This window comes from Imperialibacter sp. (assembly GCF_040222385.1).
Classification (GTDB): Bacteria; Bacteroidota; Bacteroidia; order Cytophagales; family Cyclobacteriaceae; genus Imperialibacter.
Genome location: NZ_JAVKDF010000033.1, coordinates 78,414 through 105,386 on the forward strand (window position 1 = coordinate 78,414; position 26,973 = coordinate 105,386).

Annotated in this window: 22 protein-coding genes; 12 read left to right on the forward strand and 10 right to left on the reverse strand. The window is 46.7% G+C overall.

Features of this window, described 5'->3' with window-relative positions; genetic code table 11:
* Window positions 1-2 precede the first annotated feature (2 nt).
* The 3 genes from RIG68_RS15570 to RIG68_RS15580 form a co-directional block, all read right to left on the reverse strand.
* Window positions 3-890 carry a DUF3822 family protein gene (locus tag RIG68_RS15570; RefSeq protein ID WP_350075527.1) on the reverse strand — a complete coding sequence of 296 codons (888 nt, stop codon included), beginning with the start codon at window positions 888-890 and terminating at the stop codon, window positions 3-5.
* A gap of 6 nt (window positions 891-896) precedes the next feature.
* A complete protein-coding gene (locus tag RIG68_RS15575) occupies window positions 897-1,487 on the reverse strand; it encodes a hypothetical protein (protein ID WP_350093691.1) in 591 nt (196 codons plus the stop codon).
* Window positions 1,488-1,558: 71 nt separating this feature from the next.
* Window positions 1,559-2,077, reverse strand: a complete 519-nt coding sequence (locus RIG68_RS15580) for an NUDIX domain-containing protein (RefSeq protein WP_350124065.1) — start codon at window positions 2,075-2,077, stop codon at window positions 1,559-1,561.
* A gap of 97 nt (window positions 2,078-2,174) precedes the next feature.
* Between RIG68_RS15580 and RIG68_RS15585 the strand changes: the two genes are divergently transcribed.
* The 4 genes from RIG68_RS15585 to RIG68_RS15600 all read left to right on the forward strand — a co-directional run bounded on the left by RIG68_RS15585 (window position 2,175) and on the right by RIG68_RS15600 (window position 7,071).
* Window positions 2,175-3,581: an ATP-dependent DNA helicase gene (locus RIG68_RS15585; protein WP_350124068.1), complete on the forward strand. Its 1,407-nt coding sequence runs from the start codon at window positions 2,175-2,177 to the stop codon at window positions 3,579-3,581.
* Between the two features lie 86 nt (window positions 3,582-3,667).
* Window positions 3,668-5,341: a sensor histidine kinase gene (locus RIG68_RS15590; protein ID WP_350124071.1), complete on the forward strand. Its 1,674-nt coding sequence runs from the start codon at window positions 3,668-3,670 to the stop codon at window positions 5,339-5,341.
* Between the two features lie 78 nt (window positions 5,342-5,419).
* On the forward strand, window positions 5,420-6,517 hold the full coding sequence (locus RIG68_RS15595; protein WP_350124074.1) for a mannonate dehydratase: 1,098 nt from the start codon (window positions 5,420-5,422) through the stop codon (window positions 6,515-6,517).
* 140 nt (window positions 6,518-6,657) lie between these two features.
* The gene (locus tag RIG68_RS15600) at window positions 6,658-7,071 is read left to right on the forward strand and encodes a DUF1573 domain-containing protein (RefSeq protein ID WP_350075517.1); all 414 of its coding nucleotides are present in this window, start codon (window positions 6,658-6,660) and stop codon (window positions 7,069-7,071) included.
* Between the two features lie 69 nt (window positions 7,072-7,140).
* Here the strand turns inward: RIG68_RS15600 and RIG68_RS15605 are convergent, their stop codons facing one another.
* Window positions 7,141-9,570, reverse strand: coding sequence for an ABC transporter permease (locus RIG68_RS15605; protein ID WP_350124078.1), 2,430 nt, complete (start codon window positions 9,568-9,570; stop codon window positions 7,141-7,143).
* A 274-nt stretch (window positions 9,571-9,844) separates the two neighbouring features.
* On the opposite strand from RIG68_RS15605, the gene RIG68_RS15610 reads away from it, so the two are divergent.
* The 8 genes from RIG68_RS15610 (at window position 9,845) to RIG68_RS15645 (ending at window position 19,324) form a co-directional block, all read left to right on the forward strand.
* On the forward strand, window positions 9,845-12,736 hold the full coding sequence (locus tag RIG68_RS15610; RefSeq protein ID WP_350124080.1) for a PAS domain S-box protein: 2,892 nt from the start codon (window positions 9,845-9,847) through the stop codon (window positions 12,734-12,736).
* Entirely contained in the window at window positions 12,733-13,416 is a 684-nt protein-coding gene (locus RIG68_RS15615; protein WP_350124083.1) for a LytR/AlgR family response regulator transcription factor, read from the forward strand. The genes RIG68_RS15610 and RIG68_RS15615 overlap by 4 nt, the downstream gene beginning before the upstream one ends.
* Before the next feature lie 107 nt (window positions 13,417-13,523).
* Complete coding sequence (locus RIG68_RS15620) at window positions 13,524-14,702, forward strand: glycosyltransferase family 2 protein (protein WP_350124086.1); 1,179 nt, start codon at window positions 13,524-13,526, stop codon at window positions 14,700-14,702.
* 2 nt (window positions 14,703-14,704) lie between these two features.
* A complete protein-coding gene (locus RIG68_RS15625) occupies window positions 14,705-15,616 on the forward strand; it encodes a glycosyltransferase family 2 protein (protein ID WP_350124089.1) in 912 nt (303 codons plus the stop codon).
* Window positions 15,613-16,533 carry a glycosyltransferase family 2 protein gene (locus tag RIG68_RS15630; RefSeq protein WP_350124092.1) on the forward strand — a complete coding sequence of 307 codons (921 nt, stop codon included), beginning with the start codon at window positions 15,613-15,615 and terminating at the stop codon, window positions 16,531-16,533. Before RIG68_RS15625 ends, RIG68_RS15630 begins: the two co-directional genes overlap by 4 nt.
* 4 nt (window positions 16,534-16,537) lie before the next feature.
* On the forward strand, window positions 16,538-17,473 hold the full coding sequence (locus RIG68_RS15635) for a hypothetical protein (protein WP_350124095.1): 936 nt from the start codon (window positions 16,538-16,540) through the stop codon (window positions 17,471-17,473).
* Window positions 17,473-18,726 carry a glycosyltransferase gene (locus tag RIG68_RS15640; protein ID WP_350124098.1) on the forward strand — a complete coding sequence of 418 codons (1,254 nt, stop codon included), beginning with the start codon at window positions 17,473-17,475 and terminating at the stop codon, window positions 18,724-18,726. The genes RIG68_RS15635 and RIG68_RS15640 overlap by 1 nt, the downstream gene beginning before the upstream one ends.
* Window positions 18,686-19,324 (forward strand): acyltransferase, encoded by a 639-nt coding sequence (locus tag RIG68_RS15645; protein ID WP_350124101.1) that lies wholly within the window; start codon window positions 18,686-18,688, stop codon window positions 19,322-19,324. The genes RIG68_RS15640 and RIG68_RS15645 overlap by 41 nt, the downstream gene beginning before the upstream one ends.
* Before the next feature lie 12 nt (window positions 19,325-19,336).
* Here RIG68_RS15645 and RIG68_RS15650 read toward each other — a convergent pair whose 3' ends face one another.
* The 6 genes from RIG68_RS15650 to RIG68_RS15675 all read right to left on the reverse strand — a co-directional run bounded on the left by RIG68_RS15650 (window position 19,337) and on the right by RIG68_RS15675 (window position 26,971).
* On the reverse strand, window positions 19,337-19,678 hold the full coding sequence (locus RIG68_RS15650; protein WP_350124104.1) for a hypothetical protein: 342 nt from the start codon (window positions 19,676-19,678) through the stop codon (window positions 19,337-19,339).
* A 163-nt stretch (window positions 19,679-19,841) separates the two neighbouring features.
* The gene (locus RIG68_RS15655) at window positions 19,842-20,828 is read right to left on the reverse strand and encodes an aldo/keto reductase (protein ID WP_350124165.1); all 987 of its coding nucleotides are present in this window, start codon (window positions 20,826-20,828) and stop codon (window positions 19,842-19,844) included.
* A 111-nt stretch (window positions 20,829-20,939) separates the two neighbouring features.
* On the reverse strand, window positions 20,940-23,192 hold the full coding sequence (locus RIG68_RS15660; RefSeq protein ID WP_350124107.1) for a xanthine dehydrogenase family protein molybdopterin-binding subunit: 2,253 nt from the start codon (window positions 23,190-23,192) through the stop codon (window positions 20,940-20,942).
* A 191-nt stretch (window positions 23,193-23,383) separates the two neighbouring features.
* On the reverse strand, window positions 23,384-23,686 hold the full coding sequence (locus tag RIG68_RS15665) for a nucleotidyltransferase family protein (protein WP_350124110.1): 303 nt from the start codon (window positions 23,684-23,686) through the stop codon (window positions 23,384-23,386).
* Window positions 23,687-23,840: 154 nt separating this feature from the next.
* Window positions 23,841-24,473 (reverse strand): hypothetical protein, encoded by a 633-nt coding sequence (locus tag RIG68_RS15670; protein ID WP_350124113.1) that lies wholly within the window; start codon window positions 24,471-24,473, stop codon window positions 23,841-23,843.
* A gap of 236 nt (window positions 24,474-24,709) precedes the next feature.
* On the reverse strand, window positions 24,710-26,971 hold the full coding sequence (locus RIG68_RS15675) for a xanthine dehydrogenase family protein molybdopterin-binding subunit (RefSeq protein WP_350124115.1): 2,262 nt from the start codon (window positions 26,969-26,971) through the stop codon (window positions 24,710-24,712).
* Window positions 26,972-26,973 lie beyond the last annotated feature (2 nt).

Below are 26,973 nucleotides of genomic sequence, written 5' to 3' on the forward strand. Positions count from 1 at the left end.
GATTAGTCGCAAAGAAAAATGTTGAACACGTCGAAACCCTTATGATCGGGAATCTCGTCAAACACAAAGCTGAAAGCGAGATAGGAAGGCCGACTTCCAAACGAAATGTCACGGATATACTTTTTGAGCTCCTGAATATGCGGAGACTGTGGGGTTAAACCACCCCAGAATAGTACTTTACTCTTCTTTTGCGACAGCTTCATTTCCTTAAACACAAGCATGATGTATTTTAGGTAATCAGCAGTTTTTCTTACTGCGAACTGGTTGTAGTAGTGAAGCTTTTTGTCAGAAGTGATCACCACATGGAGGATGCCTTTGTCAACCAGACAAAACATTGATTTTTCGCCTGAGTGGTCGTTGTATTTGAGGATCCCCTCAATGAATGCGCTTCCCTGATGAACCACAATCACATCTTTTTGGCTATACAACTCCCTGATCCAATCTATCAGCTTCTTGTCAGCCGAAAATACATTAACAGCATCGGTGCCAATGTGCTTATAGAAATATACTTCTTCGTATCTGGGATTAAAAGGGGTGTTAAACGACAGGTAGTCCACAAGCCCCTCCTTTGAGAAGACCGGCTGAGGTACAAGGGCAAACTTGTGACTTTTAATCGAAAGCTTGATAGTACTCCAAAAGCCTGCCATGAGCAGGTGATGATTCTCGAAGAGGTCTTGAACGACTTGAAGACGGGCATTGACCGTCTTCACGTTTTCAAAAGCAAAGTCTTCATAAAGAAGACACCGATTGTCTCTGTTGTCGATTACACAAAACTGGAAGTCACGAATGCCAATCTGAAGACACAAGCCATAGTGATGAAGGTCATCGACATCGAACTTGGCGTCTTTGACTTTTTTTAAAAGCTTGTAGTTGGCTACGAGAGTCTCCAAAGGCAATTATTCCCAGTTTCCCGATGTAGTAATATTCGTTCTGGAACCGAAACGTAGTGGTTTACGGTTAGTGATTTCGTTTGATTCTTTCCTTGCCGGATCAACGGGGGCGATGTCTCTTACTTCAACTACATCAACCATCACGCCTGCTTTGTCAATCTTGTCAGCCCACATATCGAACCTTTTACCGTCTGTTCCGGGAATAAGAGGAAGCGTAGCAAGGTCGAAATTAGGAAACTTGCTTGGGCTAAAAATCGAATCTCTCACCAAAACTGTTCCTATTGTGTCAATTTCCACATAAATACTATCAGCACCATAGTCAAGGGGGATAATAATCTCCGTTTTGTTTGTGATGTAGAAACTACCGGTATCCACAAATGCAAGTAATTCATCCCAGTTGCCAGAATATTTCCCATTCACTTTCTGGAAAGCTACCTGAGCCTCACGGATCATCTTAAGCTTGTTAATAACTCTCGCCTCAGTTTTGGCAATTCTCTCAGTGGTATCAATATCAGTTTTGATACTGCTGAAAAGATAATATCCTAAAGCTAGAGCAATAACTAGAATTACAATGGATAGAATTTTGGTGGTATTCATCTTTTGACTATTTGAGTGCTTAAGTTATTAGTTTACGAAACTATATGATTTTAATAGAAAACGCTATTTTATTAATTCTTTTCAAATTTAAAAAATCCTGTTTTACGAAGTAGGTCTTCCTTGTTGTGAACACCCTTTAACATATGATGGAGACTTTCCGGTGCAAAATCGTTCAGCTCCTTCAAAGATACAAAACGAACCTCATCTATTATCTGCTGTGAATCAGACATTTCGGGATCGAGGCCTCTGCACAGGTCTCCGCCTGTGGGCTGAACTTCGAAGAATAGTTCTATTGTTTGCAGGGGCGGGCCCACATATTCATAGACAAAAAGAAATCTAGCCACGTTTACAGAAAGGCCAGTTTCCTCTTTGAATTCTCTGATGAGGTTGCTTTCCAGACTGGTGCCATATTGCACACCACCGCCAGGTGGTGCCCACAAAAAGCCAACCGAAGTAAGACCCATGTGCTTGACTAACAGCAGCTTGTCTGCACTGAAGCAAATGCCACACACCCTCGCTCTTACTTCGTGCCCATACAGGCGCTCTACTTCCTGACTAACATCCATCTTCAAATTTAGGGAAAATTCCACACCCACCTGCCGGGTTTTGTGTAAGCAATTCATTTCAATGTTTGATTTAAGTTGGCTATTGAGGAAATTCGGCTTTTACAGCTAACCACCCACTCATTTGCCCTTACCCTCCGAAGTACTTGAACGCCGGTTTCCATTTGCACCCACAAATGGACAAAGAGCGTTTATGGGCCTCCTCGATGAGTTGCTGAACGATGAAAAGCCGGGCCCGCAGATCCTGCTGCTGAGAGGCTATGCGGGAACGGGCAAGACTACCCTGGTTAGCCAACTAGTTAATGTTCTTCCACTTTTCAACCGGAAATATTCTCTGCTTGCACCTACCGGCCGGGCCGCAAAAGTGATGAGCGGCTATGCTAAACGCTCGGCATTCACGATCCACAAAGTGATTTACAAACAAACCTCGGAGCCAGGCAGCCAAAACCTGAAGTTCAGTCGACAGAAAAACTATCAAAAGGATACCATCTTCATCGTGGATGAAGCGTCAATGCTCTCCAACGAAAGCGACTTTGGGCAAAATGGGCTGCTGGCAGATCTCATGGAGTATGTTTTTGAAAAGGAGACCAACAGGCTTATTTTGGTAGGAGATGTGGCACAGCTACCACCTGTTGGCCAAATTGAGTCGCCGGCCATGAGTAGCGCTTACCTGCGCAGTCAATTTCACGTGGATGTGAAGGAAGTGGAGCTCACCGAAGTGCTTCGGCAGGAAAAGGCGTCCGGTATTTTGGAAAACGCCACCGCTCTTCGAGAGCTGATAAAGGCTGAGAATTACACTCCCAGGTTCATAACCAGGCCGTTCAAAGACATCTTCCGGATGACCTCCGAGAAACTGGAGGAGGGGTTGAGGTATGCATATGACAAGTTCGGCCAGGAAAATACTATCATCATTTGTCGATCAAATAAGTCAGCAGTGATGTACAATCAATACATCAGACGGCAAATCCACTTTATGGAAGACGAGATCAATGCCGGCGACATACTTCTTGCTACCAGAAACAATTATTTCTATTTCCCTGAGGATGCTCCAGGCGGATTTTTGGCCAATGGAGACTTCGTGGAAATCATGAAAATCATCAGTTTTCAGGAGGCGTATGGCTTTCGGTTTGCCGACCTGGAATTAAGGATGATCGACTATGATGCAGGCAAATTTGAAGCGAAGGTGTTGCTGGAGTCGTTGCATGCGCCAACGCCCTCCATTGGCCCGGAGGATCATAAGAAATTGTACGAGGAGGTGCTGAAGGACTATGAGGATCTGGCCAACAAAAAAGAAAGGGCAGAAGCTTTGAAGAAGGATCCCTTCCTGAATGCGCTTCAGGTTAAGTTTGCATATGCTCTCACTTGCCACAAGTCGCAGGGCGGCCAATGGAAGGCAGTGTTTGTCGATCAGGGATACGTAAAAGACGATATGATAAACCAGGATTTTGTCAGGTGGTTGTATACGGCTGTCACACGGGCCACCGATGAAGTTTTTCTTGTTAACTTTGACGCTAAATTTTTTGGTGGCTAAGAACCATAAGCCTTTTTGAGGTGCCTGATGTGTGTTATTATAGTATCTTTTCGGTATATTAGTTAGCAATCAACCTGGGCCATTGTGTGAAAACTGATAACAAAGTCAGCCAAAGTCAGCTGAGAAATATATTGCCCTGGTGGACGTGGGTAGCTCCTCTTATTATCTTTTTTGCTGCAAGCTACCTGTCGTCGATATACAGAATTTCTTCCACGGCTGCTCTGATCTACCTGCCAACTGCTATCGGAATAATACTTGTCAACTGGTGGGGGCCAGTCAGGGTACTTCCAATGGTGTACATCAATGCGGTCATTTGCGGGTACCTGTGGGGTGTAGATCCCTGGTATTTCCGCCCCTTGTTTGCTCTGCCTGAAACATCATTTGTCTTCCTTTCATGGTACCTCTTTTCTGTAAAAAACCATGGGAAGTATTGGATACCGGATACACACAACCTCAATCTGTTTTTGCTGTGGGGAATAATTATTCCCCTGTTCATTTCCTTCCTTTTTCTGAAGGTGTTATTCTATTTGACGTTCCATTTCCCGATTGTGATGTTTTCCAGCACTGCTGTACTTGGCTGGCTCAGGGAGTTTATGTGTAATTTTGGACTAACCCTGCCAATTTTATATTTTTTGACACCTGTGATGGGGAGGCATGGCCTGCTCGCTATTCATTTCGACTTCAACGACTACAGCCCTAAAATCCCTGGTAAGGATAGACTTCTGGTAATTGCTATCTACTTTTTAATCTTCATGATGTCATTTTTTGTCGGTCTGGATCAATACTGGTTTGTGTATGGTGTTTTTTCACTCTGGTTTGCTTTGCGTTTTGGGTTTGGCATGGCGGTGCTCACCAACTCCTTCATCTTTATACTTGCCTATATTATTCCGGTCGTCAGGGAGATTGAGGCGATGGGGGAGTACACGATTGATCCGGTTTTGATCAATATTTACCTCGGCACCAGTTTGCTTTACGTGTTTTCAGCGATAACTGGCAGAGTGATTGATGACATAAATTTCGCCAGGGAGCAAATCACCGATCAGGTTATTCGGCTGGAAAGGGCCAACAGTGAACTAAAAACAACCAATAAGGAGCTGGACCACTTTGTTTACAGTGTTTCTCATGACCTTACGGCACCTCTTAAATCAATAAAAGGGCTGGTTAACCTCAGTACCCTCACTCGGGACCAGGCGGAACATAGAACCTATTTCAATAAGATTGAGGACAGTGTCAGGAAACTCGAACAATTCATTGTGGAGGTGCTCGATTTTTCGCACGTTAAGCGAGTGGAGGCTAACTACCAACGCATAGACATGCAGGAACTCATTGCTGATATCATTGAAGACGTTCGCTATATGGATGGATTCGATGCTGTTGAGATTGACTTCTCGTCGCTTACCGTGGGTGAGATTATCAATGATAAAACAAGCGTTCGGGTGATTTTGGCCAACCTGATTGGAAATGCCATTGCGTATAGAAAAAAAAATGAGAACCATCCGGCTAAAATTACCATCACCTCCCGAAAGAAAGGCAGCGAGGTATCTATCATGGTGAGTGACAACGGTGAGGGAATAAAGCCAGAGATTCTAAAAAGAATTTTTGAGATGTTTTATCGAGGCACTACCAGCTCTAAAGGATCGGGGCTTGGGCTTTATATCGCCAGCGAAGCGGCACAAAAGATCAAAGGGAAGATTACTGTTCAATCTGAATTTGGTATGGGTTCTGTTTTCACGCTTCACCTGCGAACCGTTCATAAGTAGTTAACCTTTCTAAGTTTCTTCTTTTTCTTATCTTTCCTAACAGCTTAAGCCAAGCTGGCAGCTAATAGTTTTACAAACATGGAAAAGTCGAGAAGACAGTTTATAAAGGGTACAGCCTCGCTGGCAGCCCTCTCCGGTCTGGGAGGCAGTCATGCATTTGCTGAAGTAGGCCGTAGGGACCCGGAAGTGAAAGACGAACTGCAAATTTGCATGTCTTACTTCTACGGGATGCAACCTCAGAAACTGGCTTTACAGCGCCAAATGGGCGTGGATGGAGCGGTTTGCTCTGTGAGTCCCAGCATGGCTGGCGTGCCTGGCAAAAAGCCCTGGGACTATGAGACTATTCAGGGGCTGAAAGACGTATTTGCGAAGGAAGGATTGGTGCTGCGGGTATTGGAAGGGCCACCAACACTTGAGAAAACCAAACTGGGACTGCCGGGGCGAGACGAGGAGCTTGATAATTTTATCACATTCTTAAAAAGCAGTGCCAGGGCGGGCATCGATACTGTTTGTTATAACTGGATGCCGGTGATTAGCTGGCACCGGAGTCAGGTCGACAAGAGAGGTAGGGGAGATGCATTCGTTACCGCTTTTAACTACGAAGACGTAAAAGACCAGCCTCTTACGGAGTACGGCGAAATTTCTGCGGAGAAAATGTGGAGTAACCTCGACTACTTCTTAAAGGCCGTTATGCCGGAAGCGGAAAAAGCAGGTATTAAAATGGCCATGCACCCTGATGACCCGCCAATACCCAATATTCGGGGCATTGCCAGGATCATGACGTCGGTGGAGGCCTTCAAACGTATGCTGGATATGCATTCCAGCCCAAGCAATGGGCTCACTTTCTGCCAGGGCACCTTTGCCACTATGGGGGAAGATATTCCGTCGGCCATCAGGTACTTTGGCAACAGAAACCGCATCTACTTTGTGCACTTCAGGGACATCATTGGCGACAAATGGAAATTTGAAGAAAGCTTCCATGATAATGGCAAAACTGACATGTACGAAGCCATGAAGGCATATTATGATATTGGCTTCAAGGGGCCTATCAGGCCGGATCATGTGCCGACGATGGAGGGAGAGGAAAACAATCACCCTGGTTATGGTATTCTTGGCAACCTTTATGCTATAGGGTATATGCGGGGGTTAATGGAGGCTGTGTCGAAGAGCAACTAAGTTTCTTTGCTCTGAGAAATTTATTTACTTTTGTTGAAGAGGGTGAATAAAAACGCTTCTCTGGTGTTAGTAAGGGAACTATTGGTTACCTACGCCGTTGTTTGTGTATTAAAAATGAGTTTTACAAAATATAATTGGATATGAGAAAGTTTGCTTGGTTAGTAGTTTTCATGCTGGCATCGGCAGTAGCTGTACAAGCGCAGGATGCGGCTGCAGAAAAGAAAGGTCCTGAAATTAAGTTTGAAGAGTCCACCCACGATTTTGGTGACATTACACAAGGCGACAAGGTGGAGTATGTATTTGCCTTTGCAAATAAGGGCACTGAGCCCCTAATTCTATCGAGGGTGCTCACAACATGCGGATGCACAGCCCCTAGCTGGCCAAAAGAGCCTATTGCTCCCGGGGAAAAAGGAGAAGTGAAGGTATCGTTCAATAGCACTGGAAAAATGGGAATGCAAAACAAGGTAATTACCATTATTTCTAACGCTACCAATAGCAGCGAGAGGATCAGCATTACCACAAATGTGTTGCCTAAGAAAGAAGCAGGCGAGTAAAAAAAGAGATTCTTTTTGAAAGGACGAGGCCAGCTCAAGTTTTATTGGGCTGGCCTCTTTTTCTTTATGTCATTCGCTTCTGAGGGAGTTTACCGGGTTGGCACGTGCTGCTCTCCATGTTTGAAAGCTCATGGTAAGCCAGGCCACTACCAACGAAAGTAAACCGGCGATGAATATCGTAACCAGGCTGAGCTCGGTGCGGTAGGCAAAGTTGTCGAGCCATTTGCCGACAGCAAAGTAGGCTGTAGGTGCAGCTATGACAAAGGAAATACCAATCAACTTCACAAACTCCCTGGACAGCAGGCTCATGATACTGGAAACACTGGCACCAAGCACCTTGCGTACGCCAATTTCTTTGTTGCGTTGTTCGGCTGTGAAAGCCGCCAACCCAAATAGTCCCAGGCAGGCAATAAATACGGCTAACGAGGCAAATACCATAAAGATGGAGCCTATCCGCATTTCCGACTTGTGCACCTCCTCAAATTGCTGGTCGATGAAATTGTAGCTGAAAGGCTGCCCGGGGCCAAACTGCTCCCAGGTGCTCTTCAGGGTGGCGATGGTTTGATCAATATTGTCGCCAGCCACTTTGAAAGTGATATTTCCCCTGCTGCTAGCCAGCTTCATCATCAGAGGATAAATACTTTCTCTCAGAGAGGCATAATGAAAATCCCCCATAACCCCAATGATTTTGTAGGAAACAATGCTGGCTCCATCTTCGTCATCACCATGAGTGGAGATGAATTCGCCAATGGGGTTTTCAAGGCCAAACTGCTTTACAAATGCTTCATTGACTACTATGGCAGAAGAATCACTTGGAAACTCCCGAGAGAAGTTTCGCCCCTCTTTTATTTCAATACCAAATGTGGGCACGTAGTCCTGATCGACTCGCCAGTCACTGACTATGTGGGATTCGTTTTGAGGATTTTTCCCTTTGAAGTAAAGGTTGTTATTGGTGTTCCCATTCACAGGCAGAAAGCTACTGAGAGTGCCGCTGACGACAGCCGAATTTCGCAGTGCTTCAGTTTTGAAGGCATTGAGGTTGTCTTTCAAAAGCCAGGGATCGTTGATAATGATCAAGTGATCTTTCTGGTAGCCAAGCTTTTTGTTTCGTATGAAATTCAATTGATCATAAATAACCATGGTGCCCACTATCATGATAATGGAGAGCGTGAACTGGAAGACAACAAGAAAGCTACGAATGGCCCCACTCTTCATGCCGAGGTTGAGCTTGCCTTTAAGTACCTCTACAGGCTTGAAGCCAGAAAGGTAGAAGGCGGGGTAGCTACCAGCCAATAAACCGACCGCAATGATCAATCCCAAAATGGTGATAATAAACACTGGTGTAAGCAAGGCACTGATGGCTAGTTGCTTTTCGGCCAGTGTATTGAACGAGGGCAGGAGTAGAAAGCATAATCCGTAGGCCAGCATAAATGAAAAGAAGCTCAGGATAAGTGCCTCTGCCAGAAACTGACGAATGATGAGGGGCCGCTGAGCGCCCAACACTTTTCGAACGCCAACCTCTTTGGCCCGGTTTGCAGAGCGGGCGGTTGACAGGTTCATGAAATTGATGCAGGCAATAAGAAGAATGAAGAAAGCAATGACCGAAAACAGGTACACATAGGTGATGTCGCCATTGGCCTCGAGTTCTCCGAGTTTGCTTGAGTTGAGGTGGATATCCTTTACAGGATATAAGGCGTAACCCAGCTGGCCACCAGCTTCCTTGAACTCCTCCATGTTCTGTCCCATGAACTTCTGAATTTCAGGCCCAATGTATTTGGCGATCATGTCGGGGAATTTCGCTTCAAGGGTAGAAGCAGCGTTCTCTGATTTTATTTTGAGGTAAGTGACAAAATTGAACCCCATCCATTGCGTATTGAAAGCTTCGCTTGTGCTGGTAATTGAGAGTAGCACGTCGGCATGAAAGTGCTGATTGCTGGGCATTTCTTTGTACACGGCTGTAACCTCAAAGTTGTCCCAGCCCTGCACTTCTATTGTTTTGCCAACGGCTGGCTCATCACCAAAATACTTTTTTGCTATGGCTTCGCTTATGGCTGCCTTTTTAGGAGCTGCCAGCGCTGTTGCAGGGTCTCCTTCGAGCAGAGGTAGCTGAAAAAACTCAAAGAAATTCGAATCAGCCAAAAGTATTTTCTCCTCGTTGAAGATTTGCATCTGGCCCTCTGGCTTGATCATTTCGTTGCCTCTATCCCGCATCCGCACTGCCGACTCCACTTCCGGGTAGTCGTTCATGAGCGCTTGTGCTGCGGGCACGCTCGAAAGGGAAGTGATGAACGTGTTGCCACCAATAGTACCCGTGAAATCGAGCCGGTAGAGCCTTTCAATGGCTGGCAGGTGTTTGTCGTAGCTCAGCTCATCCTGCACGTAGAGCGTGATCATCAAAAAACATGTGATGCCGATGGAGAGCCCTAGAATGTTGATGAAGGAGTAGAATTTGTGCTTCAGAATGCTCCTGAAGGTGACATTAAAAAAGTTTTTAAGCATAGTAAGTTAGTTTTGAACTTGCTGGTTAGATGCGACAAACTGCGGTCAGGTTGCGTGGAAGTGGTAAATTTTTAATTGATATGAGGTGGGGTTTGTGTAGGCGGCCCTTGGTAGCAATGCTGCGTAGAGTAAGGCACAGGCTCGAGCTCTACTTGTTTTTGCTTTTAGTGAATGAATAAAAAGCGAGGTTGCCTTCAAAAAGCAGATAGCAGTGAATGATATTCCTTTCTTATTATCAAAAAAGCTGAAGAAGTTGTATTTTTTGGATTAATCCATGGATCATCACAAACCTCTGGTAGCTGGAATGGGCGAATTGGAAGACTTAAGGAAGCAATTGGAGAGAGAAATAGCTTTGCGGAAGCAGGCGGAGGCTGTGCTTGTGTCGAGAACTACGGAACTTGATAGTGCCAACAAGGAGCTTATTGCGCTAAACGAGAGTCTGGAGGTGAAGATAGAGGAGAGAACCAAACAGGCAGAGGAAAGTGAGCTGAGGTATCGGCAAATTATTGATTCAGCCAGCGACTTTATCTACGAAACAACAGGAAAAGGTATCATCACCCTTGTGAACCCGGTGGCTGTCAGTAGTTTAGGTTTTAAGAATAAATCGGAAATTATCGGTCGGAAGTTTGTCGACTTTGTGCCCGAAAAATACAAAAAACAAGTATTGTTTTTCTACCAGCAGCAAAGAATTGAGAAGGAGAAACGCAGTTTCAGTGTGGTGCCAGTTGTCGGCATTAATGGCCAATGGATTTGGATTGAACAAAATGTACAGTATTTCTACAATCCTTCTGGCAAGCTGCTCAAGGTAAGTGCCGTTGGAAGGGATGTCACGAAGCGAATAGACTCGGAGCAGGAATTGCTGAAGGCAAGTTTAAGGCTCACCTCGTTAATTGGCAGCCTCAATGCAGGCATTTTGGTGGAAGATGAGCACCGTAAAATTGTGCTGGTGAATGAGAAATTTTGCTCCATTTTCAATATTTCTGCAGTGCCCAATGACCTGATTGGTGCCGACTGCAGTAATTCTGCAGAAGAGACTAAACATTTGTTTGCCAATCCTGCAGCTTTTACCAAACGCATAGAACAACTACTGAACAAGCAACAGCCAGTGAGCCGGGAAGAGCTGCTGATGAATGACGGAACTGTGCTACTCCGTGACTACACCCCTATTTTTGAGGACGAAACCTACCTGGGCCACTTGTGGCACTATTTGGATATTACAGAAGAGAAAAACCAGGAGAAGCGATTAAAGCTCAGCGAAGAAAAGTACAGAGGCCTCATTGAAAACATGGAGCTGGGCTTGCTTGAAGTAGACAGAGCTGGGCGAATAGTAAAAGCGTACCACAGATTCTGTGAAATGACTGGCTACACTTCGGCGGAGCTCGTCGGCAAGAAAGCCAATGACCTGCTTGTTCCTCCTGAGTCTTTGGCTACTATCGAAAAGCAAGACGCAGAAAGGCTTGAGGGTAAGGCCAATATTTACGAAATAGAAATACTGAATAAAAGTGGAGAGAGAATATGGGTGCTTATTAGCGGAGCGCCTTTCTATGATGAAAAAGGCGTTATTCAGGGATCGCTGGGCATTCACTACGACATCACCGATAGGAAGCGACTGGAAGAAGAGCTGCGAATCGCCCGTAATAAAGCAGAAAAGGCCATGCTGGCAGAAAAGCAGTTTTTGGCCAACATGAGCCACGAAATCCGCAACCCAATCAATGCGATCGTTGGGATGTCGAACCTGCTGGGAGATACGATGCTGGATCAGCAGCAAAGCGACTACCTCAAAACAATCAAGTTCTCTACTGAAATACTGCTCGGGTTGATATCCGGTATCCTTGACCTGTCTAAAATAGAAGCGGGGCTGTATGAGCTGGCCGAGGAGCCTGTTAACATCCGGGAGGTGGCAGAATCGGTCATGAAGACATTTGAGGTGAAGGCGGGCAAGGGCGATATCAATTTCTTCACCGACATATCTCCTGAGGTTCCCGAGATCCTTTTGGCCGACCCTACCGCCGTGAATCAGATTTTTATCAACCTGGTGGGTAATGCTGCCAAGTTCACTGAAAAAGGCTTCATTGTAATCGCTGCTAAGGTGCTGGAGAAAATAGAAGACTCGGTTAGAGTGGAATTTTCTGTGTGGGACACTGGCATAGGCATATCGGCCGACAAGCAAGCGATGGTTTTTGAGTCTTTTAAACAGGCCGACAAGGAAACCAAACTTAAGTATGGTGGCACCGGCCTTGGGCTTTCGATAGTGAAACATCTGGTGGAGATGATGGATGGCACCATACAGCTCGAAAGTGAAGAAGGCCAGGGAACTACTTTTCGGGTCATTCTTGAGGTAAGGGTGGGCGAAGCCCAACCAGCTGTGGAGCCAAGCCATGATAGTAGTACTCCTCCCCAGCTTGGCAGGGTGCTGATAGTGGAAGACAATGAAATGAATCAGCAATACCTTTCGGGGTTGTTTTTTAAATGGAAAATTCCCTGTGATATGGCTAATAATGGGGTTGAAGCACTCGAATTCGTTGAAAATTATGTTTATAATTATATTTTAATGGATATTCGGATGCCTAAAATGGATGGTTATGAAACAACCATACGGATTAGGAGTATGGAAAATAACCCAAATAGCAACGTTCCGATAATAGCATTGACTGCCTCGGCTTTGGTAGATGAGCGCAACCGAGCCCTTGAAGTAGGCATGAACTACCATTTGACTAAACCGTTTACTCCTGAGCAATTGCTCAAGGCCCTAAAGGATCAGAAAATGCAGGAGAAAGAAAAAAAATCGGCTGATTTTGAGTTTTCAGCCTCCCTGGATAGCGAGCATCTCTACTTGATGTATGAGGATGATGTAGAAAGGGCTTCCATCATTTTTCAGATTTTTGTTGATGGTATTGCCAGCGAGATTGAGCTTTTAAAACAGCTGGAAAAAGAAGGGAACGAGGCTGAATTCATTCGGAAAGTGCACAAAATATCTCCCAACTTTGCTATGGTGGGACTTACCAAAGTTTCAGAGCTCCTTGTTGAAATAGAAACCGAAGGAAAAGCATCGGGAATGACTGATTTGCTCAAACAGAAGTTCGCAAAATTTATTGGGGATATTGATCCTAAGTTGCAAATTGTACAAAACGAGTTGGCCAGAATCAAAAAACACTTAATACAATGAGGTGTCTGATAGTTGATGATGATGAAATGGCGAGAAAGTCGCTGGAGCTCATGTGCGAAAAGATTGAAGATCTCACCGTGGTGGGAATGTGTGTTAATGGTTTGGAGGCACTCAATTTTTTGAACAAGGAAGAAGTCGATTTGATTCTGCTTGACATTGAAATGCCCGAACTGAACGGCATGGAGCTGGTTCGAATGAAGCCCGACATTCCGCAGGTGATTTTCACCACCACCCTCAAAGAGTACGCTCTTGAAGCATTTGAATACAAGGTGACCGATTACCTTCACAAGCCCATTGTTTTGAGTCGGCTTTTAAAGGCCATTGATAAGGCAAGAGAGGTGCATGGTAAAAAGACATCCAAAGAGATCAACGAACTCTACGTAAAAGTAGATGGGAGGCATGTAAGGCTTAGCCTGGATGATATTTTGTACATCGAATCTATTGGCGACTACGTCGTTTTTCACACCGAGAAAAAAGAAAAGTTCATTGTTCATTCCACTTTAAAAAACATTGATGCAAAAATAGACAACAGCAAGTTTTTGAAAGTGCACAGGTCTTATATAGTGAACCTCTCCAAGATTGTGGATATCGAGGAAACTAACCTGGTGATTAAAGACAAAGTAATACCTATCAGCAGGGCACATAAGCCTGTTTTGATGAACCATATCAAAACTCTCTGATTCCCTCTTCCACCGATTCAATCCAAAAATCGACAGTTCGTCCCCAACTATCGAATACTTAGGCCCCAAGCACTGGTCACCCGCTAATTTGGTGGAAAAGATCAGAAATGGAAATCCTCATTGTAATCAGTATTGTTGCGCTAAGTATTCTTTTCTACAGCTACCTGGGCTATGGTATTGTGCTGTTTGCCCTGGTGAAGATTAAGAGATTTTTTGCGCCTAGAAAGCCGGTCGAGATGACAGAATGGCCTGAAGTTACGATGCTGGTGGCCGCCTATAACGAACAGGACTGTGTAGAAGACAAAATCAGGAATTCCCTGAGCCTTAGCTACCCGTCAGATAAGATCAAGTTTCTGTTTGTCACTGACGGCAGTACAGATAAGACCAATGAGATTATTACGAAATACCCAGCCATTACCCTGGAGCACAGACCCGAACGCAAAGGAAAGCTGGCTGCTGTTGAAAGGGTAATGAAAGGCATTGTGTCGCCCATCACTATTTTCACTGACGCCAACACGCTGCTCAACAAAGAGGCGATCACCAACATGGTTCGCCATTTTGCTGACCCATCGGTGGGTGCCGTGGCTGGAGAGAAAAGGATCGAGCAAACCAATGCCGACGATGCTTCAGCCGCTGGTGAAGGTATCTACTGGAAATATGAATCAAAGCTTAAGCAATGGGACTCAGAGCTACACTCAGTGGTGGGCGCTGCCGGTGAGCTTTTTGCCGTGAGAACATCCCTTTATGAGCCCGTGCCGACCGACACCCTGATCGAAGATTTTGTGCTCACAATGGGAATAGCCGCTAAAGGGCATCGGGTAGTATATGAGGCACAGTCATATGCCCTTGAAACGGCTTCCCTTTCTATTACAGAAGAAATAAAGCGGAAGGTGAGAATTGCCGCCGGAGGACTTCAGGCAGTAGTGCGCATGAGCGGGTTACTTAATCCGTTCCCAAACCCTGTACTGACCTTTCAATATGTATCGCACCGGGCACTCCGCTGGACGCTCACACCGCTGATGTTGCCGCTTCTTCTCGTCACCAGCTTTATGCTGGCTCTCCAGGGCTACTTGCCAGGCACGGTTCTCTTCATTGCCCAGATAGTATTTTATGTAATGGCGGCGCTGGGTTACATACTTGAAAAGCGCAAAACAAGACTGAAGATTCTGTACATCCCCTTGTATTTCACCATCATGAATGTTTCTGTTTTCCGGGGCCTATGGCGACTAATAAATGGTAAGCAATCGGCCGTGTGGGAAAAGGCACAAAGAAAATTAGCAGTATAAGCATGGTATCGATCATCACAGTTAATTATAACAATACAAAAGTCACCCTGGAACTGCTTAGGAGCATTGAGAAGCAGGGGATAAAAAATATTCAGATGGTGGTGGTAGACAATGGGTCCCGGGAGAACCCCGGCCCGTTGTTGAAGGCTCAGCACCCGTGGATCACGTTTGTAAGAAGCGACATCAACCTCGGCTTTGCAGGTGGCAACAATCTGGGTATCAGAAAAGCAAAAGGAGACTACTACTTCTTTATCAACAACGACACTGAATTCAAAGAAGATATTTTGCCCAGGCTCGTCTCTCTGATGGAGAGCCACCCCGCTATTGGCGTCCTGTGTCCATTGCTCTACTATTTCGATACGCCTGACGTAATGCAGTATGCAGGCTTCACACCGTTCAATAAAGTGACCTGCCGCAATGAATGCCTGACGGCAACGGCTCCAGCTGATGAAGAGGGATTAAGCTACACAAGTTTTCCACACGGAGCTGCAATGATGATTCCAAAGCGGGTCGTCGAAGAAGTTGGCATGATGCCGGAGACATATTTCCTCTACTATGAGGAACACGACTGGGCCGAGATGATCAAGAAAGAAGGATTTAAGGTCGCAGTAGACACGCAATCGACACTGTTTCACAAAGAATCACAAACTGTAGGCCCTATCAGTGAGCTGAAGAGTTATTTCATGAGCAGAAACCGGATTTTGTTCATGCGTCGAAACTCAAGGTCTTTCTATCTGACTTTGTTCTGGATATACTTTCTTTTTGTGGCTACACCGAAGAGCCTGGTTTCTTACGCTTTGAAGAATCAGTGGGGCAATATTAAGGCTCATTTAGCGGGCATTGGCTGGAATTTTCAGTCGCCCACTTACTCCCAAAAAATTGGTTACAAATTTAATAATCTAAGGTACTCATGAGCTCACGATTCAAAGTGCCCGGCTGGGTGAGAAAACATAATTTTAGTGATGGTGACTGGACGCAGGCTTCGGCCGCTAAGCTTGATGCCATCAAACAGGGACTTTCAAAGTTCAATAGCAAAAACCCGATAGTTTCGGTGGTGATACCAGTGTGGAATGAGGAGAAAAACCTGCTAAGAACACTTTCTTCCTTTTCAGCCATGGAGCTGAAATACCCAACTGAATTGATCATCGTTAACAATAACTCAACTGATAGCACCCAGGCATTATTGGATAGGCTGGGAGTGAGGTCACTGCTCGAAACTAAGCAAGGTATTGCCCATGCCAGGTTGGCGGGATTGAAAGCGTCCAAAGGCAAGTACCAGCTTTGTGGGGACGGCGATTCGTTGTACCCTCCGCATTGGGTTGAAACCCTTGTAAAGCCACTCATGGACAATGAGAAAATCACCTGTGTGTATGCGAACTACAGCTTTCTGCCCTTTGGCAAGGCTGGCCGCATTCAGCTCGGTTTCTATGAACTTTTAGCAGAGGTTCTTTTCGAATACAGACGCATTAGAAGAGAGTTTTTGAATGTGCGTGGAGCCAACTTTGGGTTCCGCATAGAGCAGGGACTGGCTGCGAAAGGCTTTGAAATGCCTGTGACCCGGGTGTTTGACAACGATGAGTCGAGTGCCAACTTCGTTGTTTTTGGAGAAGATGGCAGGATGGGCCGGAAGCTTGGGGAGATTGGCAAGCTGAAGCTGGTGCGCAACAGCAAAGCCAGGATGTGGACCAGTTCAAGAAGGCTGTTGAAGGATGGCACGCTGTTCAATGCGTTTATAAAAAGAATTCAGAAAGAGTCAGGAAAGCTAATTGAATATGCTTTCGGACCTAAAAAATTAAAGCATACTACCGATGATTTCGTCACCAAATCGTAAGATGATGAGAAAGGCAATAATCACTTTTGGGGTGGGCTATGGCTTTGAGCATATCAAACACTTTGTTTTGAGCTGCAAAAAGTTCATACCAGACACGGATATTTACATGTTTGCAGGCAAAAATATCCCTCAGCTTGAGGCAGACTACAGCCATATTCAAGGTGTTCATTTTATCCCCTTCAGGGAGAATTTTACAGGCAAGGTTATAGCCAAGGTACTCAGCAAGATGCCCTCGCTACAGCAGAAATATGCGCAGTACCTGTCAACAAAATGGGAACGGGATCCGCTAAGAAGAACGAGAATTGAGGCATTGACCTCTCCGCTGACACAGTTTATGGTCAAAAGATTTTTCCTGATCAAGCAGCTCTTGTCGCAGCTTCCTCATGAGCAAGTGATGATTGCCGATGTGCGGGATATTATTTTTCAATACGATCCATTTGCAACCCTTCAAAGCGATGCGATAGTTACAGGTATTGAGCCAGTGGCTAACAGTGAAAGTGAGATGAACGAGAAGTGGATCAGGAGGACATACTCTGATGCTGTTTTCGAACAAATGGCCGACAAAAATGTGGCTTGCGCTGGGGTAACCTATGGCTCACGCCGGGCCATCAATCAGTATATTGAAGAAATGCTGGAAGAGACCTACGCAAACCTTCCGAAGATCATCGATATGCTTGGTGCCGATCAGGCCATTCATATCCGCTTGTTCTACTACCGCTTGCGTGGACTTACCAGACACCTGGAAGCCAACGGATCAGGCTCAATCGCAACTCTTCACTTTTCGGATTTAACAGAATTTTCGGTATCCAATGGAAGAATAGAGAACCTTGCCGGGCAGCCGCTGGCCGTAGTGCATCAGTACGATCGTCACCCGGATTTAGCGGTGGAGCTTCGGAAAGGCCTGGAGGCGAAACAGCCGGTTAACCAAATGGCATCCTGATGACCAGACTTGCAAATACTAATATACTGGTGCTTTCCCTTCCCCGGCACGACGAACGATATACTTCGACTACCTGGCAGATTTCGAGAGAGTTGGCATTGGACAATAATGTGATCCTGGTCGATCACCCTTTTACATTTACTGAGTTGCTCAAGGGGTTCCACAAACCGGAGGTTCGCAAAAGGATTTTGGCTTACTTCAAAAGACCTGTGATTGAAAAGGAAGGAGTGAAAGTGCTCCTTCCTCCCTTTGTTTGGCCCGTTAACTCACTTCCAAAAGGAGGGTTGTACAATTTCTTCTCTGGGCTGAATCATCAAATGCTGGCCAGAAGAATCAATAGGTTTTTAAAGAAAAACGATATTGAGTCACTGGTGTATGTCAACTCCTTCGACTTCTATTTCCCCAGCCTTGCAAAAAAATTGGTGGTAAAACCTGGCCTGAACGTGTACCACTGTATCGATCCAATGGTGAAGCCATTTACACTGCGCCATGGCCCTTACTTGGAACAAAAAGCTGTCGAACAGTCGGATATGGTGATTTCAACAGCGCCAGCCCTTCAAAAGAAATTTACCGACGAGGGAATTGAGAACAGCTTCCTGGTGCCCAATGCAGCCAATTATAAGCTTTTCAACAAAGCATTGGCCATCAAAGGAGCGTATCACAAGAGTCTCTCTGGTATAGAGGGCAAGGTGATGGGCTACCTGGGGAACATAGAGCGGAGAACAGATTTTGATTTGTTGCATGATGCGCTGGAGTTATTGAGCGACTGGCATCTCGTGATGGCAGGTCCGGTAGAGGCGGCGTACGTGCCAGAACAAGTTTTTGATCATCCCAGAATACACTTTACAGGTTCTTGCAATCATGAAGAGGCACCCTCGGTGATGGCTCGGTTTGACGTGGCCATTATTCCATTCAAATGTGACGAAGTAAGCCAGGGGATTTATCCGTTGAAGCTTTATGAGTATCTGGCAGCAGGTAAGCCAGTAGTAAGTACCAATTTTAATCCTGAAGTGCTGGACAGTCTCAGTGAAGTGGTTGAGATTGGTTTGACACCCGAAGACTTTGCTGATAAAGTGTTAAAAGCTTACGCCTCTGACGATGATGAAAAGCAAAAGCAGAGAGCACTCGTCGCATCAAAAAATACATGGACACACAGGGCAAAGCAGTTTGGAGCACTTATCCGCTCTGCTCTGGAAAAACAACCAAAAGGAAATGTCGCTCAAAGAAAAGATCAAAAGCAGCCCGAAGCTTAAGCATTTGGTTCTTACGCTGATCTTCCAGCGCAAGCCCTACAGTGCCAGGGTTCGGTGGTATATCTGGCTGTGGCTGATCTTTCCCCGCTACTTTAAACGGGGCATCAGCTGGGGCTCCCGCCTCGACCTGGTGCCTTTCAATAAGTTCAGCATGGGCAAGTACTCCCGTATTGAAAAAGGGGTGCTGATCAACAATGGCATGGGCGATGTAATTATTGGAGACGAGGTTCACACCGGCCTTGGCTGTGTGATCATTGGCCCGGTAACACTACACAAGCATGTGGGGCTTTCGCAGTACGTGCGAATTCTCGGCATGCATCATGGCATTGATCCTGATCTGCCCCACCACCACCAGCCTTCCCAGAAAGCACCAGTGATTCTCGAAGAGGATGCTTTCGTAGGCACAGGCACTGTGATCATGGGTAAAAAGAACGGAGAACCGCTGGTGCTTGGCAAATACTGTCGCATTGGTGCTAACTCGGTGGTAATGACCGATATTCCTCCCTACTCTGTGGCAGTGGGCAATCCGGCCAAAGTGGTCAGGGTATGGGATTTTGAGAAGAAGGAGTGGGTGAAGCCATTGGCTACGACCAAATAGTTTGACAAGCCTTCAAAGCGGTAACAACCTAATCAAGGTCAGAATTGCAATGAAAAACACTATGGAAGTGTAGATCAGTTTGGTGTGCCTGGCCAGCCAATTTGGCAAGAAAATATCAAAATTGTCGGCTGTGGAGGAGGAGTACTTTCGGGCGGCAATGGTCAGTGGGCAAACCCACTTAAATGTTAATAAGGTGATTCCCTCCAACGCCACTAGTGCAAAACCGATCCATAGCCATTTGTCAATTCTATTGGTGATGACTGCGTAGAGCATGTAGAAAATCACAACATTGAAAAAACCCCAAATGAAGGTGTGAATTGCTCTGATAATGGTAAGGGGCGTCCTGTTGCTCATGCGCAGACAATTTTATCAAAAATCGCAAAAGCGATGCTGAGAAAACAGGACATCCGTCATGTTTGAAGGGGTAATACGTCAGTTGTCCGTTGGTGATCCCGGCCAACTAAATTTTTCATTCAACTTTTGCCTTTATTGTTGCTTTTTCGCAAAGTCTCGTGTTTTACAACCCCGTCGCTTTCTCCATCGCTTCTGTATAGCGGCTGCCAACTACTTCAATCTTAGCCGATGCTGCTTCCATTTCCTGCAACTCATCAGTTGTTAGCTTAATAGTGGCGGCGCCAATGTTTTCAGTCAAGCGGTGGAGTTTAGTGGTGCCTGGAATCGGCACGATCCATGGTTTTTGTGCAAGCCCCCAGGCCAGAGCAATTTGGGCATTGGTGGCATTTTTTCTTTCGGCAAACGCTGCAATCATGTCCAACAGTGCTTTGTTAGCCATCCGTGCTTCTTCGGCGTACCTTGGCAGCATATTGCGGATGTCGCCTTCGCCAAACTTCGTGTTTTCATCAATTTTGCCTGCCAAAAAACCTTTTCCCAGGGGGCTGAATGCCACCAGTCCTATCCCTAATTCTTCAATGGCAGGAATGATTTCCTTTTCGTGTTGTCTTGTCCACAAAGAGTACTCGCTTTGCAAGGCAGCAACTGGTTGCACGGCATGTGCTTTCCTGATCGTGGTGGCTCCGGCTTCTGAGAGGCCGAAGTGTTTGGCCTTTCCCTCCCGGATGAGATCCTTCACGGTGCCGGCTACATCTTCAATGGGCACATTGGGGTCTACCCTGTGCTGGTAAAGCAAATCTATTGAGTCTACCCGCAGTCGCTTGAGCGATGCTTCAACCGCCTTCCTTATATTTTCCGGCTGGCTATTGACACCAGCCATTTTTCTGTCGACGATATTGAAGCCAAACTTGGTGGCAATAGTTACCTGGTTTCTAAAAGGCTGAAGGGCTTCCCCCACAAGACTTTCATTTGTGTAGGGCCCGTAGACCTCCGCAGTATCAAAGAAAGTGACGCCCTGCTCTATAGCAGATCGTATCACTTTGATCATTTCGCTTTTCTCTCCGGCAGGACCAAGGCCAAAACTCATACCCATGCAGCCAAGGCCAAGGGCAGATACTTCCAGCCCGTTTTTTCCTAGGGTGCGTGTTGGCAAAGTAATACTCATGATTGTTTACGTTTATTACGTTTAACAAATCAAAGGTAGGGTTATGGAGGCTGTTTGAGTAATGAAAAACAAATAAAGAGCTACGAAAATCAAACAACTTTAAATCCTTGACCTCGACAACTCCTCCAGCGCCGGCGCAAATGGCTGATCGTACAGTCGTTTGCCAGTAGCCTGATATAAAGCATTGGCCAGGGCGGCAAAAACAGGGGGGTAAGCCGGTTCTCCCATGCCAGTTGGGTCAATGTCATTCTTGACGAAATGGACATCGATAGTCTTGGGTGCTTCTTTTGTACGGATCATCCGGTACTTGTCGAAGTTGGACTTTTCAGGCACACCATCTTTGAAAGTATAAGCGCCAAACATGGCAGTGCCGATGCCATCCACTGTGGCACCCTCCGCCAGGTTAGAGGCTGCATCAGGATTCACGACTATGCCACAGTCGATGGCGCAAGTGACTTTTTCTACCCTAGCATTGCCATTCTCCAATACAAGGTCTAACACATTGGCAGCGTAACTGTTGTGGCAGAAATAAGCAGAAACACCCCGGTGCACGCCCGCTTTCTTCTCACCCCAGTTTGATTTTTCTTTCACCAGTTGGAGCACACCAGCATACCGGTCAGCATCATAGTCATTGTTGTCGCCGACCGGGGTGTTCTTTGCTCGTTCCAACAGCTCCAGTCTGAAATCAATAGGATCCTTACCTGCCGTTTCCGCCACTTCGTCGAGGAATGATTGTTCGGCTGCGGCGATAAAATTGGACCGTGGTGCTCTGAAAGAACCGGTGGTGATGTTGGAGTCAAGCACCCAGTCTTCGGCGAGGTAGTTGTCGACCGCACCAGCCGGAAAACGGTTGGCATAAATGCAGCTTTCGGGAATGCCACCGCCATTCACATGGAAGGCAATCAGGTTGTTCTCAGCATCCAGGGCTGCCCGATAGGTTGCCTGATAGGTAGGGCGGTAGATGCCCGACGTCATGTCATCTTCCCGGCTGTAGACCAGCTTCACCGGTGCTTTGACCTGATCAGAAATCACAGCAGCCTCCACCAGCCAGTGCGCATAAGACCTGCGACCGAAGCCACCGCCCAGGCGGGTCATTTGTATGTCGATTTTTTCGAGCGGAATGCCCAAGCGGGCCGACACTGTTTTTTCTGTAAACTCCGGTTTTTGGAGTGGCCCAACCAACACTGCGCCATCAGCGGTTACATCAGCAAAGAAGTTCATCGGTTCCATGCAGTTGTGTGCCAAAAAGGGAGCGGTGTAGGTGCGCTCGATTACTTTTGCAGCAGTCTTAAATGCCTTTTCCGGATCTCCATCTTTGCGAAGCACGCTAACCTTTTTTCCTGTTTTATTTGCCATTTGTTCTCTGTGACCTTCCGTGCTTTCCAGTCCGGCCGGGAAAAGTCTTGTGCCATTGTCCCTGGTTTCGGAATAATCGGAGAATGGCTCCCATTCCACTCTGAGGGCCTTTCTGGCATTCATCACCTCCCAGGTAGACTTGCCCACTACTGCCACCAGCTCGGTAAAAGCGCAGGTATCAAAAAACTGTCGTTGGTAGTCGTCCTGCATGTTTTTGATGGGGAACACGTCGACGATGCCCGGCATGGCTTTAGTAGCACTATCATCTACTGATTTTAGTTTCAAACCAAATGCTGGTGGGTGTACCACCATGGCGATGAGCATGCCTTCTTTTTTGTGGTCGATGCCGAAGAGTGGCTGGCCGGTGACGATCTTTTTGGCATCCACATTTTTGCGGGAGGTGCCAATAATGCTAAAGTCTTTGATGGGTTTGAGTGGCACTTCTTCAGGAACTGGAATGGACACTGCAGCGGCTGCCATCTCTCCATAGCCAGCTTGTTTGCCGCTGGCTTTATGGTAAATCACCCCTGCTTCAGTGGTGATTTCTCCTGAAGGAACTTCCCAGGCTTTGGCTGCGGCTTCTTTCAGTATGTACCTTGCCGTTGCACCGGCCATGCGAAGGCTTTTCCAACCCTGGCGGATGGCCTGGCTGCCACCAATAAATTGGCGGGTGTACTTTTCCGTATCCAGCGGCGCCTGCTCCACTATTACTTTTTCCCAATCTACATCCAGCTCATCGGCTACGATCATGGGGAAGGCAGTTTTGATGTTCTGGCCGCCTTCTGGGTTGGGCGACATGATGGTGATGAGTCCGTTGTTAGCGATTTTGATGAAGCCGTTCAGGTCGAACCACTCTTCGGGAATGCCTAGGGCTGCTTTGGAGCCCGACTCACAGGAAGAAGCCAGCCAACTGAAGCTGAGCATGAGGCCGCCGCCTGCCAGGGCGGAGGTTTTGAGGAAGGAACGTCTGTTGAGGGATGTCCGTATTTTAGCCATTTGATGGGGGTTTGGAATAGACTTTAAGATACCCAATAATGGCCGGATCGGCAACCTTTTGTTGGTGGACTGATGATACGTTAGAAACGCATCTGTTGTTTGCCCCGTTGCGAACCAGGGAGGTCGGGTGAAATTAATAAATCTGTTCCTGAGACACGAACCGGGGCGTTGGTCAGGCCCTGATTTTGTTATCAATATCCATACACCAGCACCTTGGTTTTGTCGATACTATCTTTCAGGCAGGGATTCTTAATCGCTTTGCTTTCGAGTAAGTCAACTGGTCGGTTGAAGATTTTCTCAAGTTCGAATTTCAAGTCGAAGTAGTTGTCCGTGTATTCGAGTGGGTCATCAGTTTTCAAATCTACCACCAGATCGACGTCGCTTTCTTGTGTAAACCTTGCCGTGTTCACCGACCCAAAAGAATAGAGCGTCCTGACTTTGTGATCCTGACAAAGCTGCTGAATCTGGTTTTTGTGAATATCAATAAGTCCCATTATTCAAATATACATATTTCCGGGTTTTAAAGTGTTTCGGTAGTTTTCTGATGAAGCCTTGTTTTTCGATGCGTTGCAAACGCATTTCTCAGGCACCCTCGTTGCAAACGAGGGAGATTGGGGGAGCTCCATTTCCCAATTTGCTCATCACTGTTTACTTGAACCTGTACCCCAGCATGACCTGCCCAAAAACATCGCTTTCCAGATGGTCAAAGAACAATGCGCCGTTAATGCCTAGTCTAATATTGAGCCCGTTGGAGAATATTTTGGAAACCCCCACCGGGATTAATGCCATCGGAGAGCCATAGTCGCTGTAGTCATACCCGCCAAGCAGACCCACGTACGGAAATACACTTCCATCTTTATTGGGTTTGTGGAAATAGTAATTGATGCCAGTAGCCGCCCAGGATACACCGGCATGTATTTCATAGTTTATCCTGGGGGTGATGAAGTAGTCAAATTTCGCATAGAGATTTCCATACTTATTTTTACTTGTCACGTCTAACCCGGCGGATACGCCGTAGGGCCTCAAAATTCTTATATCGTCGGCATTGCCAAATTTTCTTGCATACCCGTTTTGATATTGAATGCTGTCGATTTCGCTCTTTCTGAGTCGAAGGTTCGACTGATCGGCATACTGGGAATTACCCAGGTAAATGAAATTAACGCCTTCCTTAAGTATGTAGGCACTGATGGTTTGACCGTCCACCGTTGTAATAGTGTCTTGCGCATGCAAGAGAGGAACGCCCAATAACAGCAGGGTTAATAGTGAGGTTAGTCTTTTCATAGTTAGTTGGTTGCGAGGTGTTTAAGAATGGAAAAATACCTGATTGTGAATTTATTTTATTTTTATTGCGCCTATTTCAATAGTGATATTTTGAAGTTATGCAATGGATTAATAATTCCAAGCATAAAATGTGCCAGATTCATTTGTTTAGGGGTGAATTTTCGCTTGTTTTTCCACTACAAAAAAAGGCTTCAGAGAATACTCCCTGAAGCCTTTAAACTTTCACACTATTCTTATTAAATCCTCGACCTTGACACCTCCAGTTCCTTCATATAAGGTTGGTTGTAAAACCGTTGCCCTGTTGCCTTGTACATGGCATTGGCCACAGCAGCGAAGGTTGGCGGAAAGAGTGGCTCACCCAGCCCTGTTGGATCAATGTCGTTTTTCACGAAATGTACTTCTACTTGTCTCGGAGCTTCTTTCTGGCGAATCATGCGGTACTGGTGGAAGTTGTTCTTCTGAGGCACACCATCGACTAAATCCATTTCCCCAAACAAGGCATTACCGATACCATCCACAATGGCACCTTCACCCATATTGGCCGCTGCATCTGGGTTAATAACAATGCCGCAGTCTACAGCTGCAAACACTTTTTGGAACACAGGCATATTGTTCTGCATATCCACTTCTATAACTTCTGCTACATAAGAGTTGTGGCAGAAATAGGCCGACACCCCTTTGTTGGGGGCGGTAGACTCATCCCAGTTCGATTTCTCTCTGACCAGTTTCAACACGCCAGCATACCGGTCAGCTTCGTAGTCGTTGCGCTCACCTACAGGATTGGTCTTGGCCCGCTCCAGCAACTCGAGACGAAAATCGATGGGGTCTTTGCCTGCGAGCTCTGCCAATTCATCAAGAAACGACTGCTCGGCACCGGCAATGAAGTTAGAACGGGGCGCCCGGAAAGCGCCGATGGTAATGTTAGAAGCCAGCGACCAGCCTTCGGCCAGGTAATTGTCCACTGCACCTGCCGGGAAACGGTTGGCTGCTACCGGATGCTCAGGGATACCACCACCACGCACGTGGAAGGCGATGAGGTTGTTGTCTTCATCCAGACCAGCTTTGTAGGTGGCAGTATAGGTAGGGCGATAAATGCCGTAGGTCATGTCATCCTCCCGGGTATAGACCATCTTAATAGGGGCTTTCGCTATCTGCGAAATCACAGCCGCCTCCACCAGGTGGTGCCCATAGGCCCTTTGGCCGAAGCCACCACCCATTCTGGCCAAATTTATCTGCACTTTTTCTTTGGGAATGCCCAGGGTAGAGGCGATGGTGGTCTGGATTACCTCAGGGCCCTGGATTGGCCCGTATATCTCCACGCCGTCGGCCGTTACGTTGGCAAAGCAGTTCATGGGTTCCATGCAGTTGTGCGCCAGGTAAGGGGCATTGTAAGTGCGTTCGAGCACCTTGGCGGCCTTTTTGAAGGCAGCTTCAGGATCGCCGTCTTTTCGTAGCACATCCACCTTTTTGCCGGTCATTTCAGCCATCCGTGCCTTGTGGCCTTCTGTGCTTTCTAGTCCGGCTGGTATGGTTACATTTTGCGTGCCACCGCCCCAGTTCTGCACCACGACTGTCTTATCAGTGGCTTCCTCCCAATCCACCTTGATGGCTTTTTTGGCCTGAAGCACCTCCCAGGTAGAGTTGCCAACGATGGCCACTAGCTCTGTGAAGGTGGTGACGTCAAAGGCGCCCCGTTCGTAGTCGTCCTTCAGGGTCTCAAACTTAAATACCTGCTGAATACCGGGCATTGACTTCACTGAGGCCTCGTCCACCGACTTCACCCTCATACCAAAGGCAGGTGGATGCACAATCATGGCATACAGCATGCCGTCCACCTTATGGTCAATCCCGAACATGGGCTTGCCGGTGACAATCTTATTGCCATCTACATTCTTTTTGGAGTGGCCTATGATCTTGAAGTCGTTTACTTTCTTCATTTCCACTTCGCCGGGTACCTCCAGCGTGGCGGCCAGGGAGGCCATTTCGCCATAGCCGGCTTTTTTGCCTGTGGAGGTGTGAACAAGCAAACCTGCTTCAGTAGTAATTTCCGAGGCTGGAACCTGCCAGCTTTTCGCCGCCGCCTCTATCAGCATTTTTCTGGCTGTGGCACCGGCCGTTCTCAGCGGCTTCCAGCCCATGCGTATGCCCTGGCTGCCACCACTAAACTGCCTGTCGTATCGACCTATGACAAAGTTGGCCTGCTCCACCATGACGTTTTTCCAGTTCACATCCAGCTCCTCAGCCAGGATCATCGGCATAGAGGTTTTGACATTGGAACCAAATTCGGGATTAGGTGACATGAGGGTCACTAGTCCGTTGTCGCCGATCTTGATATAAGCGTTCATTTCAAACCACTCTTCGGGTAGGGCCATGGCTTCGGCCTGGGTTTCAGGCTTGCACCCAGCCAGCCAGCTAAAGCTCAGCATCATGCCACCACCCGCAAGGGCGGAAACTTTCATGAAGGAACGTCTATCTATATTTTTCTTGATAAGTGTCATTT

Excerpts from the sequence above, each read along its gene's own strand:
- RIG68_RS15650 (WP_350124104.1), bottom strand. The coding sequence starts at position 19,678 with ATGAGCAACAGGACGCCCCTTACCATTATCAGAGCAATTCACACCTTC.
- RIG68_RS15600 (WP_350075517.1), top strand. The coding sequence starts at position 6,658 with ATGAGAAAGTTTGCTTGGTTAGTAGTTTTCATGCTGGCATCGGCAGTA.
- RIG68_RS15645 (WP_350124101.1), top strand. The coding sequence starts at position 18,686 with ATGTCGCTCAAAGAAAAGATCAAAAGCAGCCCGAAGCTTAAGCATTTG.
- RIG68_RS15575 (WP_350093691.1), bottom strand. The coding sequence starts at position 1,487 with ATGAATACCACCAAAATTCTATCCATTGTAATTCTAGTTATTGCTCTA.
- RIG68_RS15605 (WP_350124078.1), bottom strand. The coding sequence starts at position 9,570 with ATGCTTAAAAACTTTTTTAATGTCACCTTCAGGAGCATTCTGAAGCAC.
- RIG68_RS15625 (WP_350124089.1), top strand. The coding sequence starts at position 14,705 with ATGGTATCGATCATCACAGTTAATTATAACAATACAAAAGTCACCCTG.
- RIG68_RS15660 (WP_350124107.1), bottom strand. The coding sequence starts at position 23,192 with ATGGCTAAAATACGGACATCCCTCAACAGACGTTCCTTCCTCAAAACC.
- RIG68_RS15675 (WP_350124115.1), bottom strand. The coding sequence starts at position 26,971 with ATGACACTTATCAAGAAAAATATAGATAGACGTTCCTTCATGAAAGTT.
- RIG68_RS15665 (WP_350124110.1), bottom strand. The coding sequence starts at position 23,686 with ATGGGACTTATTGATATTCACAAAAACCAGATTCAGCAGCTTTGTCAG.
- RIG68_RS15670 (WP_350124113.1), bottom strand. The coding sequence starts at position 24,473 with ATGAAAAGACTAACCTCACTATTAACCCTGCTGTTATTGGGCGTTCCT.
- RIG68_RS15630 (WP_350124092.1), top strand. The coding sequence starts at position 15,613 with ATGAGCTCACGATTCAAAGTGCCCGGCTGGGTGAGAAAACATAATTTT.
- RIG68_RS15610 (WP_350124080.1), top strand. The coding sequence starts at position 9,845 with ATGGATCATCACAAACCTCTGGTAGCTGGAATGGGCGAATTGGAAGAC.
- RIG68_RS15620 (WP_350124086.1), top strand. The coding sequence starts at position 13,524 with ATGGAAATCCTCATTGTAATCAGTATTGTTGCGCTAAGTATTCTTTTC.
- RIG68_RS15615 (WP_350124083.1), top strand. The coding sequence starts at position 12,733 with ATGAGGTGTCTGATAGTTGATGATGATGAAATGGCGAGAAAGTCGCTG.
- RIG68_RS15640 (WP_350124098.1), top strand. The coding sequence starts at position 17,473 with ATGACCAGACTTGCAAATACTAATATACTGGTGCTTTCCCTTCCCCGG.
- RIG68_RS15635 (WP_350124095.1), top strand. The coding sequence starts at position 16,538 with ATGAGAAAGGCAATAATCACTTTTGGGGTGGGCTATGGCTTTGAGCAT.
- RIG68_RS15595 (WP_350124074.1), top strand. The coding sequence starts at position 5,420 with ATGGAAAAGTCGAGAAGACAGTTTATAAAGGGTACAGCCTCGCTGGCA.